At 43.2% G+C, this 16,731-nt stretch carries 13 protein-coding genes; 9 read left to right on the top strand and 4 right to left on the bottom strand.

From position 1 onward, the window contains the following. Positions 1 to 58 precede the first annotated feature (58 nt). Together AC13FX_RS11040 and AC13FX_RS11035 are read right to left on the bottom strand one after the other, a co-directional pair. On the bottom strand, positions 59 to 967 hold the full coding sequence (locus AC13FX_RS11040) for a sirohydrochlorin chelatase (RefSeq protein ID WP_482880696.1): 909 nt from the start codon (positions 965 to 967) through the stop codon (positions 59 to 61). A 332-nt stretch (positions 968 to 1,299) separates the two neighbouring features. Beyond that, entirely contained in the window at positions 1,300 to 3,420 is a 2,121-nt protein-coding gene (locus tag AC13FX_RS11035) for an elongation factor G (RefSeq protein ID WP_482880695.1), read from the bottom strand. Between the two features lie 279 nt (positions 3,421 to 3,699). On the opposite strand from AC13FX_RS11035, the gene AC13FX_RS11030 reads away from it, so the two are divergent. Further along, positions 3,700 to 4,689, top strand: coding sequence for an asparaginase (locus tag AC13FX_RS11030; RefSeq protein WP_482880693.1), 990 nt, complete (start codon positions 3,700 to 3,702; stop codon positions 4,687 to 4,689). A gap of 89 nt (positions 4,690 to 4,778) precedes the next feature. Further along, entirely contained in the window at positions 4,779 to 5,495 is a 717-nt protein-coding gene (locus AC13FX_RS11025) for a ribonuclease H-like domain-containing protein (RefSeq protein ID WP_482880691.1), read from the top strand. A gap of 349 nt (positions 5,496 to 5,844) precedes the next feature. Here AC13FX_RS11025 and AC13FX_RS11020 read toward each other — a convergent pair whose 3' ends face one another. Further along, positions 5,845 to 6,318, bottom strand: a complete 474-nt coding sequence (locus tag AC13FX_RS11020; RefSeq protein WP_482880690.1) for an REP-associated tyrosine transposase — start codon at positions 6,316 to 6,318, stop codon at positions 5,845 to 5,847. A gap of 414 nt (positions 6,319 to 6,732) precedes the next feature. After that, complete coding sequence (gene ppdK / locus AC13FX_RS11015; protein WP_482880688.1) at positions 6,733 to 9,405, bottom strand: pyruvate, phosphate dikinase; 2,673 nt, start codon at positions 9,403 to 9,405, stop codon at positions 6,733 to 6,735. A 286-nt stretch (positions 9,406 to 9,691) separates the two neighbouring features. Here ppdK and AC13FX_RS11010 point away from each other — a divergent pair, with 286 nt between their 5' ends. The 7 genes from AC13FX_RS11010 to AC13FX_RS10980 all read left to right on the top strand — a co-directional run bounded on the left by AC13FX_RS11010 (position 9,692) and on the right by AC13FX_RS10980 (position 16,686). Continuing rightward, positions 9,692 to 9,997, top strand: coding sequence for a hypothetical protein (locus AC13FX_RS11010; RefSeq protein WP_482880687.1), 306 nt, complete (start codon positions 9,692 to 9,694; stop codon positions 9,995 to 9,997). 76 nt (positions 9,998 to 10,073) lie between these two features. Then, positions 10,074 to 10,568: a hypothetical protein gene (locus tag AC13FX_RS11005; protein WP_482880686.1), complete on the top strand. Its 495-nt coding sequence runs from the start codon at positions 10,074 to 10,076 to the stop codon at positions 10,566 to 10,568. Next, complete coding sequence (locus tag AC13FX_RS11000) at positions 10,569 to 12,812, top strand: TonB-dependent receptor (protein ID WP_482880684.1); 2,244 nt, start codon at positions 10,569 to 10,571, stop codon at positions 12,810 to 12,812. Between the two features lie 290 nt (positions 12,813 to 13,102). Continuing rightward, positions 13,103 to 13,981 carry an LEA/WHy family protein gene (locus tag AC13FX_RS10995; protein WP_482880683.1) on the top strand — a complete coding sequence of 293 codons (879 nt, stop codon included), beginning with the start codon at positions 13,103 to 13,105 and terminating at the stop codon, positions 13,979 to 13,981. A 22-nt stretch (positions 13,982 to 14,003) separates the two neighbouring features. After that, on the top strand, positions 14,004 to 14,462 hold the full coding sequence (locus AC13FX_RS10990) for a methylated-DNA--[protein]-cysteine S-methyltransferase (protein ID WP_482880681.1): 459 nt from the start codon (positions 14,004 to 14,006) through the stop codon (positions 14,460 to 14,462). A 77-nt stretch (positions 14,463 to 14,539) separates the two neighbouring features. Then, positions 14,540 to 16,126 (top strand): amidohydrolase family protein, encoded by a 1,587-nt coding sequence (locus AC13FX_RS10985; RefSeq protein ID WP_482880680.1) that lies wholly within the window; start codon positions 14,540 to 14,542, stop codon positions 16,124 to 16,126. A gap of 20 nt (positions 16,127 to 16,146) precedes the next feature. After that, a complete protein-coding gene (locus AC13FX_RS10980; protein ID WP_482880678.1) occupies positions 16,147 to 16,686 on the top strand; it encodes a PepSY domain-containing protein in 540 nt (179 codons plus the stop codon). Positions 16,687 to 16,731: the final 45 nt, after the last annotated feature.

Raw genomic sequence — 16,731 nt, 5'->3', positions numbered from 1 at the left:
ATGAAGAAATCCACAGGTTCTATACTTTGTGGATTTCCTTTTTTCCTGAAACAATATCTCATCCAATAGCCTGTTCAACTGAATTGATCAGGAAAGATGTAAGATTATCGTCAGGGAGTAATGTCTCACCGCTCCATTTGAAATCAAGTCCCTCCAGACGCTGAGCCACAGACTTCTCCCTTCCACCCGGTGAAAGGAATACCGGTATTACGATAACCTGACCCGAAATATTTCCCTGCCTTACTACTGCCCTCAAATGCTGTTTGGCTTGTTCATGAATATCTTCCGGTGCATCATCCCGAACGGTAAGTGATAAAATATTCCTGAAAAGTAATAACCCTTCCTCTTTCTGTTTTTGTTGTACCTGTCTCGAAAGTGACTCCATGCTTTTCACCCAACCGATATTATCTTCTTCACCATTAGGTCCATGAGCGGCCAATACCACCGTCTCGTTTTCAGGATCCTCACTCAGCGATAAGATCCGCCTTCTCAGGATATCAGCTACACTGGAGTGATCATCTAATGCATCTGTAAACTGAACCGGGGTATTTATCTCAATTTGATTGAGTGTTGGTGGAAAGATCATGTTATGCATGAAATTTGACTCGTTTAATTCCACCCCGGCCTGTTCTGCGAATTCATCCGTGTAATGCATAACAGGCATGGGCTGATCTTCCAGTTCATCTCTCACACCCAACAAAAATTCAGCTTGCCTCAGAATCGGACTATGCTTTGATATAAATAATGGGATAACTATGATACGTTCTACGCCATTTGCTTCCAGTCTTTGCACTGCTTTTTGAAGGGAAACATAATTGGCCATCCCCCAGGCATATTCCACCGGGTAGGTTTCAGACAATGGTTTAGCCGCTTGCTTCACCATATTATTCCAGGTGGTACCTCCTCCATGCGCCATGATAAGGATACCTGTATTCGACTTCTCCTTGGTTGAATCGGTTGCGCTCATCTTTAAAATTTTCTCTGATTTGATGAATATAGATTACACTTTAAAGATACAAATTGACGGAATATTCTGAAGTGAGTTCAGTGATTAAATTGTAATTGGTTCATGGTCTGCTACCTTATATTGGTCCGGAGTTTTCAGCAATTATTCTCCCGATGACCTCTGCATGGTTCATTTTGTGTTTAAGTAGATCCGTGTGATGAAATTGGACTTAAATGAGAAATACCTCTCTGAAGAGCAGCAGAAAATGGAATCCGGATCTTTTCAGTGGGAAATTCGACACCTGAATTTAACTTCAAAAGAACCACGGCTCTTTGAGCCGTGGTTTGTCAGAATTAAGCTTCCTGAAGGTTCTCTTTCACAACCCGTTCCTGAACATCGTGAGGCACCGGCGCATAATGAGAGAATTTTCTGGTATAGGTGGCACTACCCTGCGTCATTGACTTTAGTTTAGTAGAATAATGGTCCAGTTCTTCCAGAGGTACATGCGCTTTGATCTTCTGAATGGAACCCTCACCATCCATACCCTGTATCTGTCCCCTTCGGGAACTCAGGTCACTCATCACATCTCCCATGTAATCGGCAGGAACTCTCACCTCGATCTCGTAAACAGGTTCCATTAGTTTTGGTCCTGCCTGCATGAACGCATCCTTAAAGGCCATCAGACCGGCTGTTTTAAAAGCCGCTTCATTTGAATCTACAGAATGCATGGAACCGTCGTAAACAGACACCCGGATATCTCGTGCCCGGCAACCGCTCATTGGACCATTTTCCATTTTTTCCATTACACCTTTCAGGATAGCAGGCATAAACCGATTATCGATCACACCGCCAACAATGCAGTTCTGAAAAACCAGCTTACCGCCCCAGTCAAGATCATGTTCTTTAACATCGCGGACCTTCAGGTCGTCCGGCGTACTCATGCCTTCCTCGTAAGGTTCCACCAGTAAATGGACCTCAGCAAATTGCCCGGCACCACCGGATTGTTTCTTATGCTTGTAGTTTGCGCGGACACCCTTCGTAATGGTTTCCCGATAGGGGATCTTAGGGGTTATAAATTCAACATCAAGATTGAATCGATTCTTGAGCTGATCTTCAATAACCGCTAGATGCTCTTCACCCTGTCCATGAATGATGACCTGCCGCAGCTCCTGACTGTGTTCGATAACTACTGAAGGGTCCTCTCTGTGGATCTGATGGAGTGCATGCCCCAGCTTATCCTCTTCTCCTTCTTTCTTCAGCTTCACTGCCGTTCTTATAGTTGTTGGAGGGAACTCGATTGACTGAAGCATTATCTCGTGACCTTTTTCGTGAAGGGTGTCATTTACATCACTGTCTTTGAGTTTCACAACCGAGCCAATATCACCCGTTCTGATTTCACCGATCTCCAATCGTTTTTGACCTTCTGTGATAAATAAGCTGCCTAAACGAACAGACGTATCATTTGAACTATTTACCAGGTCCATTCCAGGCCTGATATTTCCTCCATATACTTTGAAATAGATCAGATCCCCCACATGAGATTCGGAGTGCGTCTTGAAGAGGAACATCACAGGCTTTCCATCTGGGTCAAGTTTGAATTCGTCGCCATCAACGGTTTTGGGTGGATTGCCCTGAAGCGGGTTTGGAGCCACATCATCCAGAAAGCCCATCACCCTGCCGGTTCCCATATTTTTGGACGCTGTTGAACAAAATAGAGGGAAGATCTGCCCGTTTACGAGAGAAATATGAAGCCCTTTTTCCATTTGTTCTTCATCCAGTTCACCCTGCTCAAAGTAGATATCCATTAATGTTTCATCATTCTCTGCTATGGTCTCTACAAGTTCCTGATGCAGTTTCTCAGCCTGGGGCTTCATGGAATCAGGTATCGGTAATTTATCGGGTTTTCCACCCTCTTTGGGGAACTCGTACATGGTCATGCGTAAAACATCTATGATCGCATGAAAATCCTGCCCTTCACTGAATGGGAACTGAACTACCGTTACTTCACGGCCAAAATGGTCACGGGCTTCATCAACGGTCTTCCAGAAATCAGATTGATCGGTATCCAGTTTATTTACAACAAACATAGATGGCACATTATACTTCTGCACATAATTCCAGAGGGAATCGGTGGCTGTTTCCACACCTTGTTCGCTATTAAGCACAAAAATAGCCGTATCGGCAATCCGAACGGCTCCTGCTACCTCACCAATATAATCAGAGGTACCCGGGGTATCGATCAAATTGATCTTGTGGCCCCTCCAATCCAGGTTTAAAAATGAAGAATAAATTGATTTTCCTTTTTCCTTTTCAAGAGGATGATAGTCTGATACTGTGTTTTTTTCTTCAACTGAACCGCGACGATTTATGGCTCCGGCTTCGAAAAGCATCGTTTCAGCCAACGTTGTTTTTCCGGAGCCGGAATGGCCCAACAGTACAACATTTCGGATACGGGTTGGATCGTAAACTTTCATAGGATCTCCTTTTTTAGCACTTATCCACTTACTGTCTTAAGGTCATCACATTCGTACAAATACAAAGCGATAGAAACGAGATCTGGTTTCTGAATACCTGATGCCGACAGCTCTGTACCGGAACCAAAGCTCTGAACAGTAAATATTAAAGTGTGTTTTGATGGAAACAGATTTTAACTTCTGAATGCATTTGGTTAACAACCATGCCAATGAACAGTAGCCATACTTCTTGAACAGTATGTGAAGAAATAAAATAATCGGAAGCTCGAATAAATCAACATGAAAAAGATACTGCTGATACAAACAGGTGGAACCATCGCCATGAATGCAAAGGGAGCCGGGGTGGAACTTGATCCTGAAGCTTGGTCAAAGGTTCTTTATGAAGAAATTCCTGAACTCAGTGAAATAGCTGAGATCACCACCTTTCCCCTGTTCTTTGAAGATAGTTCAGACCTTAATGCTTCCCATTGGATTCAGCTGGCCGATTGTATCGAAAATAAATACAACGAGTTTGATGGATTTGTGATCCTGCATGGAACCGACACCATGGCCTACTCGGCCTCTGCACTCAGTTTTGGGCTTAAAAACCTCAACAAACCGGTCATCTTTACGGGAAGTCAGCTACCCATGAGTTCTATCCGCAGTGATGCCAGACGAAATTTGGTTAATGCCATCGAGCTTGCCACAATGGATTTCAAGGAAGTGGGCATCTGCTTCAATGATGCGCTTTATCGTGGCAACCGCGCGACCAAAATGAGTATTGGAGATTTCGATGCTTTTGGCTCACCTAATTTTACCCCACTGGCAGATATTGGTATTCAAATACAATCCAGGGTACTTGAGCAATTTGGCTCCGGTAATTTAAGAAACGAAGCAAAATACTCTGATGAGGTATTTGTACTAACAGCTCACCCTAACTTAAACCCGGAATTGTTGAATGGGTTGAATCTGGGCAAGATCAGGGCAGTCATAATACGTGGCTTTGGAAGCGGTAATTTTTGCATAAAAGGAAAATATAGCCTTCTTCCTTTCCTGGATAAATGCCGGGAACATAATGTGGTTGTATCAATAGTGTCACAAGCCGATTTTGATTCCGTTGACCTCACCCAATACACGGCCGGTCGTGCAGCCCTTGAACATGGAGCCATCAGCGGAAACGATATGACCCTTGAGGCAGCTCTTACCAAGCTTATGTTTTTATTAGCACATTACAACTCCAAAACCGATATTGAGGCATTATTCCAGAAGTCGTTAGTTGGAGAACTTTAATACAGGTGTTAGGTTTTTGGTGCAAGGGTTTAGAAAAGTATTGCACTAAAAACCTAACACCTCATTACTAACACCTAAAACCTTAATTGATGTTTTTCATTTTTGATCTTGAGACCATTCCTGATATCGATTTCATTCGTCAGGTGTTGAATGAACCGAAAATGGATGAGGATAAATTACTTGACCGAGCCAGTGAGGAATTAGCCCGTAATGCCTCAGGCTTCCTTCCGCCAATGTACCACCGGATGGTCTCATGGGTAGGACTCTGGATCGAGAATACCGGAGGGCCCAAACAAAAAGTTGCGTGGAGCGGAGAGGATGAAAAAGAAGGATTATTGAAGATCTTCGATGCCATTGGAACTTATAAGGATTTCGGGCTTATCCATCACAATGGCAAAGGTTTTGATATCCCTGTTCTCACATACCGTGCCATGAAACATGGGCTCCAAATGCCCGTTCGGATGAATGATTATGATATTCGCTACCGCTACAGCAAACATAATGTAGATCTTGTAGATGAATTCAGTAATTATGGGGCAAGTTCCTGGCCCAAACTTAAGCACCTTGGTCAGCTGATCGGTATACCTTTTAAACAAACCGGAGAAGGCAATGAAGTATTTGCCATGTATAAACGCGGGGAACTTGACCTGATAGAGCATTACTGCTATGAGGATGTAATGGCTACCTATATTGTCTGGCTTTATTTTGAATTCACTGCCGGACATATTCCGGAAGACCAATTCAATAACCTGCGCGATCGTGCCATGAACAAATTGGATGAGATACAGGCAGGACCGCCAAAGTAGACTTTATTTGCTCCGACGCAGAGCGTCTGAGCAAGACGAGGGTGTCTGTTATTCTATTGACATTAAAAAATTGATAAATCAAACTGAATATTTCCTAAAATGGACTTTATAATTTTACATTCGCCCCGGCGCAGAGCGTCTGAGCGAGGTGGTTGTTTGGATTGAGCTTCTGAGCGAGACGGAGGGAAGTTTAAAATTGCTGCATCTTGATCACATCCACCTAAATATTATGTTTAGGTACTACACTTGTCTTAAGACTTTACATTCTACTATTATCTCACTCTAACTTAACCTAACCTATGTGCCTACTCTCTGGCCTCGTTCAGACGCTCTGCGTCGGAACGTAATATCAACCTCGGAATCCATCGATCTCCACTAAACCTGCTTTAACCGGGTTATAATGGATATAATAAATTTTCTGCTCCATTACTTTAGCAGACATAATTTGTTTTGGGTGAAATCCTTCCATCCAGATCTGATGTTCTCTGTCCTTTCTGGATCTTGGCCCTTTGTACTTAAATCTCTGTAACCAAGCTTCGTTATTTTGTGCCTCCAGTAAGTCAATTATCCGGCGGGCTGCATATGATTTAAAGCCTGAAATATGCTTCCCAAGATCTTTTCCTTGTGAGATAATATGAATGTGATCAGGCATAATGACATAGGCATGTATTCTTATCCCTCTTTCTCCTATTAGAAAATTCAACCCATCGATAATTACTTCACAACAACTCTTATCCTTAAAAATATGGTACCTATTTACTATTGAAGAAGTAATGAAATAAGGATACCTCTCATCCAGTATTTTGAATCTGCTTCTGCCCATTTTACATTCCCTTTTTCAGAGTTAGAGCAGTATGATGGTAATTCCTTACAGTTTTTTTAACCTGTTTCGCCCCGACGCAGAGCGTCTGAGCGAGGTGGTTGTTTGGGCAGATCTTCTCTTGTTGCTGTATTGTAAGATCTCGTTTACTGTCTTATTTACCCGCAATTTTTTCTCAAATTATGCAAACATCAGTGTCTCGTTCAGACGCTTTGCGTCGAAACTTAGATTCTCCCCTATTTCGAGATTATACCTTCTGAAGTTACTTCGCCACAATACACACTATTTCTATTATACACTCTCTCCACCTCGTTCAGACGCTCTGCGTCGGAACGTGTTGTGCGTAAATTCTCCCATAAAAAAAGCAAGCAAGGTAATGACCCTGCCTGCTTCCTGAATTATGATTGATAGTCTAATTTAGACTTCAAGGGCATTTGGTGCTTCTTGCTCCTGTGTATCAGCTTGCTTTCTCAAAGTTGCCTGTGCAGAAGCTATGTGTGCAACGGGAACCCTGAAAGGTGAACAGGATACATAATCAAGACCTGTATTATAGGCGAAGTTGATACTGCTTGGATCACCACCATGCTCTCCGCAAATACCGATCTTCAGATCTTTGTTGACCATGCGACCTAACCTTACACCGGCTTGCACCAGCTGGCCAACCCCTTCTTCATCCAGAACCTGGAAAGGATCCTGTTTTAGAATTCCATTCTCAACATAGGCTGGAAGGAATTTAACAGCATCATCCCGGCTGTAACCAAAGGTCATTTGAGTCAGGTCATTTGTGCCAAAGGAGAAGAAATCTGCTTCCTCTGCTATCTGATCAGCAAGAATGGCAGCTCTTGGCACTTCTATCATGGTACCCACTTTGTAATCAACAGAAACACCTTCTCTTTTCAAGATCTCTTGAGCAATGCTGTCAACTACTTTACGCTGATGCCTGAATTCCTCGATGCCCCCTACTAATGGGATCATGATTTCCGGGAGGACTTCCTTACCATCCTTTTTGAGTTCAATGGCTGCCTCTATGATTGCACGTGCCTGCATTTCAGTGATCTCAGGATAGGTAATCCCCAATCGGCAACCACGGTGCCCCAACATAGGGTTGAATTCCTTGAGCTGATTCACCTTATTCTGCAACATTTCGGCTGTTACTCCTAATTCGGCTGCTACTTTTCTGATCTCATCCTCTTCTTGTGGAAGGAACTCGTGAAGGGGTGGATCCAATAAACGGATCGTTACAGGCAGCCCCTTCATTGCTTCAAAGATCTCGATGAAATCCTGTTTTTGGAATGGTAGCAAGTTATCCAGCGCCGCTACCCTTTCATCCCTGTCATTGGCGATGATCATCTTGCGCATGAAGTTAACACGACCCGGCTTAAAGAACATATGTTCTGTTCTTGCAAGTCCTATACCTACAGCTCCATGTCCGCGAGCTGCCTCAGCATCTTCCGGTGTCTCTGCATTGGCCCGAACTTTCATCTCTTCTACTTCGCCCACCCAGTTCATGAATGTTTGGTATTCTTCACCAAAGTCAGGCTCAGTCAGTTCTTTTTTGCCCAGTATAACATTACCGCTGTTACCATCCAGGGAAATATAATCCCCTTCCTTAACGGTAATATTCCCATTTGTGAATGATCCATTTTTGTAATTGATGACAATATCACTACATCCGGCTACACATGGTTTACCCCAACCACGAGCTACCACCGCAGCGTGACTGGTCATTCCCCCTCTAGAGGTCAGGATACCTTCAGCAGAAGACATACCACCAACATCCTCAGGGCTAGTTTCAATACGAACCAATATCACAGGGTCATCAGATTTCTCTGCTTTCGCCGAATCAAATACAACCTTACCGACAGCTGCACCGGGCGAAGCGGGTAACCCTTTACCAATGATCTTGGTCGCATCGTCCAGGTCCTTGAACTGAGGATGCAATAACTGCTCAATATGCTCCGGTTCAACAAGGTCTCTAATGGCTTCATTTTTGGTTAAAACACCTTCATTAACCATATCAACGGCGATCTTTACAGCTGCGGTACCCGTACGTTTACCATTTCTTGTTTGCAGGATATAAAGGTCTCCATCCTGAATGGTAAACTCAATATCTTGCATATTCTTATAGTGAGCTTCCAGTTTTCTGGTATAACTCAGAAGTTCATTGTACTTCTCTGGATTTGCCTGTTCCAGCTCTTCGATATGTTTTGGTGTTCTGATACCTGCAACCACATCTTCACCCTGGGCATTGATCAGGTATTCACCGTAAAGTTTTGCTTCTCCTGTGGCAGGGTTCCGGGTAAAACACACACCGGTTCCACTGGTTTCCCCCATATTACCAAAGACCATAGCCTGAACATTCACAGCTGTCCCGATCAACCCATGAATATTACTGATCTGTCTGTATTTGACAGCCCGGGCACTGTTCCAGGAATTAAAGACTGCATTAACAGCAAATTTAAGTTGTTCCATCGGGTCTTCAGGAAACATGTGGCCGGTATTCTTCCTGTAGATGGCCTTATATCGCTCAGTTAGTTCTTTGAGGTGCTCTGCTTTTAGGTCCAGGTCATCTTCGACCCCTACCTCATTCTTCATATTCTCAATAGCTTCCTCAAAATGGTCATGGCTGACTCCCATCACAACATCACCAAACATATCAATAAAACGTCGATAACTGTCGTATGCAAAACGTTCGTTATTTGTTTTACGGATAATACCTTCTACCACCTTATCATTGATTCCCAGGTTCAGAATAGTATCCATCATACCCGGCATGGAAACTGCCGCTCCTGATCGCACAGATATAAGAAGAGGATCTTTTTCATCCCCGAATTTTAGCCCCATTTCAGACTCAACGTGTTCTACCCCTTTTCTGATCTGATCATCAAGACCTTCCGGCCAATTCATTTTATTATCGATCGTAGCTTTACAGGCTTCTGTGGATATGGTAAAACCCGGTGGTACAGGAATCCCGATAGTGCTCATTTCAGCGAGGTTAGCACCTTTCCCACCAAGAAGTTGTTTCATTTTACGGTTACCGTCTGTGTGCAGCTTTCCAAAGCGGTACACAAATTTGTCTGAAAGACCCATGTCATCACCTCATTTTGTTAGTATTATTGAGAATCAGATCCAGATCCATTTGTTACATCCTGCCGGACCCTGAACTGAACGTCCAAAAAATGCAATTCTAATGTGAAGTAAATATGTAGCCCTGAAAAGCGCTTTCAAACCTGATTAATATCTTTATATACAAATCAATTAAGCTCTAAAATGAGTATTTAAAAAAGTGTAATAGTTTTGATATATGGCACAATAATGAACTATTTTATTACGATTATTAGTTTATACACATAAACCTGATATATAATCGATCGGCGTGAGGTCTAAAAATTACATTGCTGCTCTATTCCTAACACTCGGTGTGTTCGGGATCATGCTATCTATGATGCATTATCATAGTGAGGGTTTGCTTTGTGTACATCACGCTGAAGAACAACACTATACTGACAATGAACTTCTATGTCCCGTTGCCGGACTAGTCGCTGTTCAGGTTGATGAAACCCCATCTGATTACAATCTCCTGCTTCAATATCAGCAAACCCTGATAGATGTACAGGAGTTACTTCTTAGCACTGAAGTTCATAATTCCCTTCTTGGACGTGCCCCTCCTTCTGTGATCTAATACTTGAAAGCCTACCTGTTTCACCTTTAAAAACAGGATCAAAATTTATTATTTCACTATTAAATCATATACACCAATGAAAAAGTATAACCTATATTCGGTATTTAAGAATGTTTTTGTATTACTAATAATTGCATCCGTTAGTATTTCATGTTCTAATTCTGCCTCTACTGAGGAAGAAGTTCATCAAGATGCAGAAGGCTTTGTTTTAAAACTTAACGGAGACAATATTGTTGAGAAATATCCAAATCAGGATCTTGTCAATAACTTTCCTGAGATCGAAGTCAACGATGAAACTGCTCTGATCGAGATCTTCTTCATTGACGATGACGGAAACGAATTCATACCTGATGAACCTGAAGTCTATCTCGGTTTCGAGGTATCAGACGCCAACATCATAGAGATCGAACAGCATGATGGCGAACTCTGGGAATTCCACGTGAAGGGACTTCAGGAAGGATCTGCGGATCTCACTCTATTACTTATGCATGATGACCACCCTGATTTTGAGAGCCCGGCTATAAACATATCAGTTGTTTCACCGCCAGCAAAATCACAAGCAGGTAATTAATTGAGATCTCTACTGATTTCCATTCTGTTATTGGCCGGAGCTTCTCTTAACGAGCAAGCTCTAGCTGATAACAGATACATTTTATCCGGAACTGTAACCGACGCTGAAACGGGTGATCCGGTCTCGTTTGCATATGTCCACATTGAAGAACTCAATCGTACAGCCGTTGCGGATACCGACGGTTATTATGAACTGAAAAATGTACCGGCTGGTAACTTTACGCTTACTATTCACAGGATCGGATACCGAACTCAAACCAAAGAGATCGCTATCAAGGAAGCTGATGAGACGGTCAATATTATTCTTTCCCCCACTGTGCTTGGTTCTCAATCGGTGGAGGTTGTCGGACAAAACGACCGAAATATTGAAGGCTCTAATCTGGAGCATGCCTCAAAGAAAGTCTTTGGCTCAGATCTCAGGCAAAATCTGGGAAACACACTTTCTCAAACCCTCGCTAATTTACCCGGATTTGATGAACGTAAAATGGGCGGGGCACCCGGAAGACCTGTCATTCGTGGACTCGGTGGTGAACGGGTTTTGATCTTACAGGATGGGATGCGTTCAGGCGATGTATCCTCACAGTCCTCAGATCACGCCGTTACAATCGATCCCATTTCAGCCCAGGAAGTTGAGATCGCTCGAGGCCCTCAAGCTTTGGCCTACGGAGCCAATGCCATTGGCGGAGTCATAAATGTTGTACGAAATCAGATCGCTACAAATACCCCATCAAGAACCACCGGAAATTTTACTTTGAACGGAGAAACGGTGAATCGGGGAGTTTCCGGAGCACTGGATCTGACCGCACCGGTCAACGATCTTGCCATTAGCCTTAGTCTCAATGGACGTTCCGCTCAGGATATTTCCACTCCTATCGGCCAAACAGACAACACCTATTATAGATCCACGAACAATGCATTGGGTCTTAGCTGGGTAAAAGATTGGGGATATATTGGAGGAGCATTCAGTAGTTATTTTAATCATTACGGAATTCCACCCGATCCGCAAGGACATCCTAATGGTGTAGATATTGAAATGGAAAAATTTCAATACGACCTGAAATCTGAGATCATCCTGAATAATGATCTCTTTAGTGTATTGGAAGGAAGCTTTTCCCTTAAAAACTATACTCACAGAGAAATTGAATCCAGTGGAGCCCTTGGAACTCAGTTCGGATTGGTGACTACAAATGCTGAGATCAAAGCCAGGCACAGCGAGATCGGCTTCATCGATAAAGGATCGTTTGGCATTTGGGCAGAAATGGAGGATTATGCCATCATAGGAGCTAGCACACCGGATGCCAACAGTTATAAAATGGCTGCCTATTTAGTCGAGGAAACAGACTTCAATAAGCTGCATCTTGAGGCAGGACTGCGGTTCGATTGGGTTATGAACAAACCGGTAGAAGATGACCCAAACTCTGTGATCGGTAATATCCGGCAACGAACGTTTCCGGCACTTTCAAGTTCTTTCGCCGCAATTTATTCATTGAACAGCACCTTATCTGTTGGAACAAGCTTTCTCCACTCGTTCAGGGCTCCATCACTCGAAGAACTGTATTCAGAAGGACCACACCTCGCCTCATATTCCTACGAGATCGGAAATCCTGAACTGGATCCCGAAAGAGGATTGGCCAAAGAAATATTTCTGCGATATCAGCAGGCTAAAGCCAATGCAGAATTCACCGTGTTTCATAACGGTTTTGATAATTACCTGTACGCCAGGGACACAGGGCAACCTAATAATAGCAGACCCGACTTGAATAACTATCAATTTGTGGGTGAAGAAGCCGTACTTTATGGTGCTGAATTATCAGGCGAATTTATATTGAGGTCAAATTTTGTACTGAACGCCTCTATGAGTTATACACTGGCAGAACGAAATGTATCTGAAAGTGAACAGCAAACTACCGGTTATAACAGTGATACCCGGCCGCTACCAATGATCCCTCCACTGAAATCCAAGGTATCAATTAAATACAGTAAGGACGGTATTGAGTTGGGATCACGCGTTCGTCTGGCAGCTGAACAGGATCGAACCGGTGAATTTGAAACTCCAACTGAGGGATATACCCTTCTTGACCTATTTGCTCAGTATCGCTTAGAGGGAGGTAAATTACTCCATACCTTTTCACTCAATGCCAATAATCTCCTGAATCAGGAATATTACGATCACCTTTCCCGCATAAAGGACCTTCGACCTGAACCCGGGATCAATGTTAGCTTACTCTACAGGGTTTATTTTTAAAAATTACAGATAAAGAAAAAGCCCCGGAAGGTTCAGGACCGGGGCTTTAGTTTTCAGCTTTAAGGAGTTAGAATCGACTAACTGTTAGGGTATAAACATTAATCTCAACTTCAAAGCTATATACAAGAGTGAGGTTTTTCCATTTTGTTACAACTTTTTTCTAAAGACCCATATTTACGCCATCTGAGGCATTTTTTATATCATCAGAGTCACGGATTAGGGTTGAAAGCAACATTTATATACCTTTATTCCAAGGCATCACAATACATAATTTGTAAACTGATATGAGCATGAAAGCAACTGGATCACAGTTTCGTTGGACAATTAAACTTATTTCATTGGTATTATTGCTGGGGTTTATTCATTCATGTGCGCAGATCAGTGAGCTGGCAAATATCAGTAAACCCTCTTTATCCGTAGTGGATATGAATATCACAGGCTTAACTTTGCAGGATATTGAACTGACTGCTGACGTCGAGATAAACAATCCAAATAATGTGGGAATAGATCTGAGCTCATATAGCTATGCTTTGGATATCAATAACACGAATTTTGCAGCTGGGGATGAACAGCGTGGAATGACCATAAAAGCTAAGAACAGAAGTATCATTCAAGTGCCGGTCACACTTACTTATACTGAACTGCTTCAAACCTTTCAAAGTATGAAAGACCGGGATGAGTCAGACTATAGTTTTTCTGCTGATTTTGGCTTTGATCTGCCTGTACTCGGTACGGTCAATGTTCCGGTTCAGTATAACGGCAAGATACCGGTTGTTAAAAAACCGGGTGTTTCACTTAACCGCTTTTCTGTTGAAAACCTATCCTTGACTGGTGCCGACTTACTCGTTGAACTCAATATTCAGAATCCCAATGCCTTTCAGTTAATGATAGATGACCTTAATTTTGATTTGGAGGTCAATGGATTGAGATCGTTTTCCGGCACTATCGAAGATGATATTAACATTGATGGAAAATCGGCTCAAACCATACAATTACCGTTCAATATCAGTTTTTTGAATGCGGGAATGGCGGCTTATCGCCTTTTGAACAATGATGAAGATCTTGATTACAGGCTTACCGGTTCTACCCTTATAGGCTCTGACCTTCCCTACTTCAAAAAATCAAATTTTGACTTTGATAAATCAGGTTCAGTCGATATCCTAAAGTAAACCAAAACTAAATGCTCCCACTTTGACCTACGTTAGTTATTTAGATAGTCCGATCGGTTTCATCCGTATTCTTTCAAATGGAAAAGCCATCAAGGAGATCAGGTTCATAGACACTGATGGCCCGGAAGACCCTGATGCCCATACTGAATCAGCCAGGACACAGCTTCGTGAATACTTCGAGGGAACACGAGATAATTTTCAGCTAACACTGGAGCCTGAGGGAACTGATTTTGAGCAATCTGTGTGGCGTAAACTATTGGAGATACCCAATGGAAAAACCTGCAGTTATGGAGACATCGCCAAAAAGATCGGTGATTCTAAAGCCTCACAGGCTGTTGGCAGAGCCAATGGCAAAAACCCGATCGCCATTGTGATTCCCTGCCATCGAGTGATCGGTTCAGACAACAAATTAACCGGTTATGCCGGTGGACTGGATCGAAAAGAATGGCTTTTGAAACATGAAGGCGCCCTGCTTATCTAACTAATTTTTACGGATGGAATGTACCGATAGTGGTACATTCCGATCATTCACTTCACAATTAAATCCAATCCAATCTTATGAGATCCCTGAAGTTACTATTATTCTTTTTCACTATAGGAAGTGTCAGCCTTTTTGCTCAAATGCCGGATGCTCCACAGCGATCCGAAGGCGATGGTCCCTACGAACGCTTGATCATTCGTGGCGTTAATTTGATAGATGGTACCGGTTCACCGGCCACAGGACCGGTTGATGTTGTGGTAGAGGGAAATCGAATTGTTTCGATCAACACGGTTGGATATCCCGGACTTCCGATCAACGAAGATCGACGACCCCGTGCTGATGAAAATACAAAGGTGTTGGATGCTGAAGGTATGTTCATGTTACCCGGCTTTTTTGACATGCATGCGCATACCGGTGGAGGTGCACAGGGTACGGTTCCTGAATACGTGTACAAACTTTGGCTGGCACATGGTATCACTTCGATTCGGGAACCGGGTTCATTTAATGGCATGGACTGGACCCTGCGTCATAAAGAACTCAGCTCAAATAATGAGATCACGGCACCAAGGATCTCAGCCTGGATCGGCTTTGGCATGGGTGCTGAACAAGAAATAACAACAGCAGAACAAGCTCGTGATTGGGTAAAGATGATCGATGAGGCAGGCGCCGATGGTATTAAATTTTTTGGGGCTTCGCCTGAGGTTTACAAAGCAGCCATTGATGAAGCCAATAAACGCGGCCTGGGAACGATGACTCATCATGCCCAAACCCGTGTGGTCTACAATAATGCCCTGCAATCTGCCCGATACGGACTAACCTCACTCACCCATTGGTACGGACTCCCGGAATCACTCTTTGAGGACAGGGTGATTCAGGATTATCCATTGGATTACAACTACAATAATGAGCAACATCGATTTGAGGAAGCAGGTAACTTGTGGAAACAAGCTGCAGAACCCGGATCTGAAACATGGAATTCGGTTATGGATGAAATGATAGACCTGGATCTGACCATGAATCCCACCTTTACCATCTATGAAGCCAATCGTGACCTGAGTGCGCAACGAAGAGCCGAATGGCACGAACGTTATACGCTGCCCTCTTTATGGGAATTCTACCAGCCCAGTAAGATCTCCCATGGATCCTATTGGCTGGAGTGGGGTACGGAACAGGAAATTGCCTGGAAAGAAAATTTCAGGCTCTGGATGAAGTTCATCAATGAATACAAAAATAAAGGTGGGCGTGTTACCCTGGGTTCAGATGCCGGTTATATCTATAAACTCTACGGATTCGGGTACATTCAGGAAATGGAAATGATGCGTGAAGCCGGTTTCCATCCCCTTGAGATCTTTCAATCTGCATCACTTAAAGCAGCTGAAGTGCTTGGAGTGGATAATGATCTTGGAACCATCGAAGTAGGTAAACTGGCCGACATGGTCATCGTGGATGCCAACCCAATGAAAAATCTAAAAGTACTTTACGGAACTGGTGCTATTTATGTGAATGAGGATAATGTTCCTGTTCGCAAAGGTGGAGTCCGATACACAATCAAAGACGGTATTGTTTTTGACGCCAAAGACCTTCTAAAGGATGTAGCTGACATGGTTGAAGCAGCTAAAGCAGAAGGAAATGATAAGATCACCCAACCCGGATTGGATTGGTAAATAAAATTAAACCGTGAGAAATGAGCTGGAATTCACGCCGGGACCTTAGAAAAATTCACAGATGGGGAGGCGCACTTATCGCCCTCCCCTTTCTTTTAGTTTTGATCACAGGATTATTTCTGCAGGTCAAAAAAGAGGTCAACTGGATACAACCTCCTTCACAAACAGGCGTTTCCACTATACCATCGATCAGTTTCGATGAGGTCTTATCAGTCTCCAGCTCAATCCCTGAGGCTGAAATATCTGCCTGGGAGGATATTGACCGTTTGGATGTCCGCCCTGATAAAGGAATTGTTAAAGTAAGGGCTGTGAACCGATGGGAAATTCAGATCGATACCGAAACTGCCGAGGTTTTGCAGGTAGCATATCGAAGATCCGAATTACTTGAATCGCTGCACGATGGCTCATGGTTTCATGATTCAGCCAAACTGTGGATCTTTCTGCCCTCGGGTATCGTAGTGACCATACTTTGGATCACCGGGATATATCTGTTCTTTGTTCCCTACTTTGCCAAAAAGAGAAATAAAAAGAGACTGGAAGAACGAAGGGCTAAAGGCTGATATATTAAACAACACACAGAGTTACAGGGAGATCGCCTCCGTGTA

The sequence above is a fragment of the Gracilimonas sp. B-17 genome, from assembly GCF_056857935.1.
This window is presented reverse-complemented; position numbering and strand designations above follow the sequence as displayed.

What these genes read in the sequence shown, in the direction of transcription:
- AC13FX_RS11020 (WP_482880690.1), bottom strand. Translation starts at nt 6,318, where the DNA reads ATGGGCAGAAGCAGATTCAAAATACTGGATGAGAGGTATCCTTATTTC.
- AC13FX_RS11005 (WP_482880686.1), top strand. Translation starts at nt 10,074, where the DNA reads ATGAAAAAGTATAACCTATATTCGGTATTTAAGAATGTTTTTGTATTA.
- AC13FX_RS11040 (WP_482880696.1), bottom strand. Translation starts at nt 967, where the DNA reads ATGAGCGCAACCGATTCAACCAAGGAGAAGTCGAATACAGGTATCCTT.
- AC13FX_RS10980 (WP_482880678.1), top strand. Translation starts at nt 16,147, where the DNA reads ATGAGCTGGAATTCACGCCGGGACCTTAGAAAAATTCACAGATGGGGA.
- AC13FX_RS11025 (WP_482880691.1), top strand. Translation starts at nt 4,779, where the DNA reads ATGTTTTTCATTTTTGATCTTGAGACCATTCCTGATATCGATTTCATT.
- ppdK (WP_482880688.1), bottom strand. Translation starts at nt 9,405, where the DNA reads ATGGGTCTTTCAGACAAATTTGTGTACCGCTTTGGAAAGCTGCACACA.
- AC13FX_RS11035 (WP_482880695.1), bottom strand. Translation starts at nt 3,420, where the DNA reads ATGAAAGTTTACGATCCAACCCGTATCCGAAATGTTGTACTGTTGGGC.
- AC13FX_RS10995 (WP_482880683.1), top strand. Translation starts at nt 13,103, where the DNA reads ATGAAAGCAACTGGATCACAGTTTCGTTGGACAATTAAACTTATTTCA.
- AC13FX_RS10985 (WP_482880680.1), top strand. Translation starts at nt 14,540, where the DNA reads ATGAGATCCCTGAAGTTACTATTATTCTTTTTCACTATAGGAAGTGTC.
- AC13FX_RS11030 (WP_482880693.1), top strand. Translation starts at nt 3,700, where the DNA reads ATGAAAAAGATACTGCTGATACAAACAGGTGGAACCATCGCCATGAAT.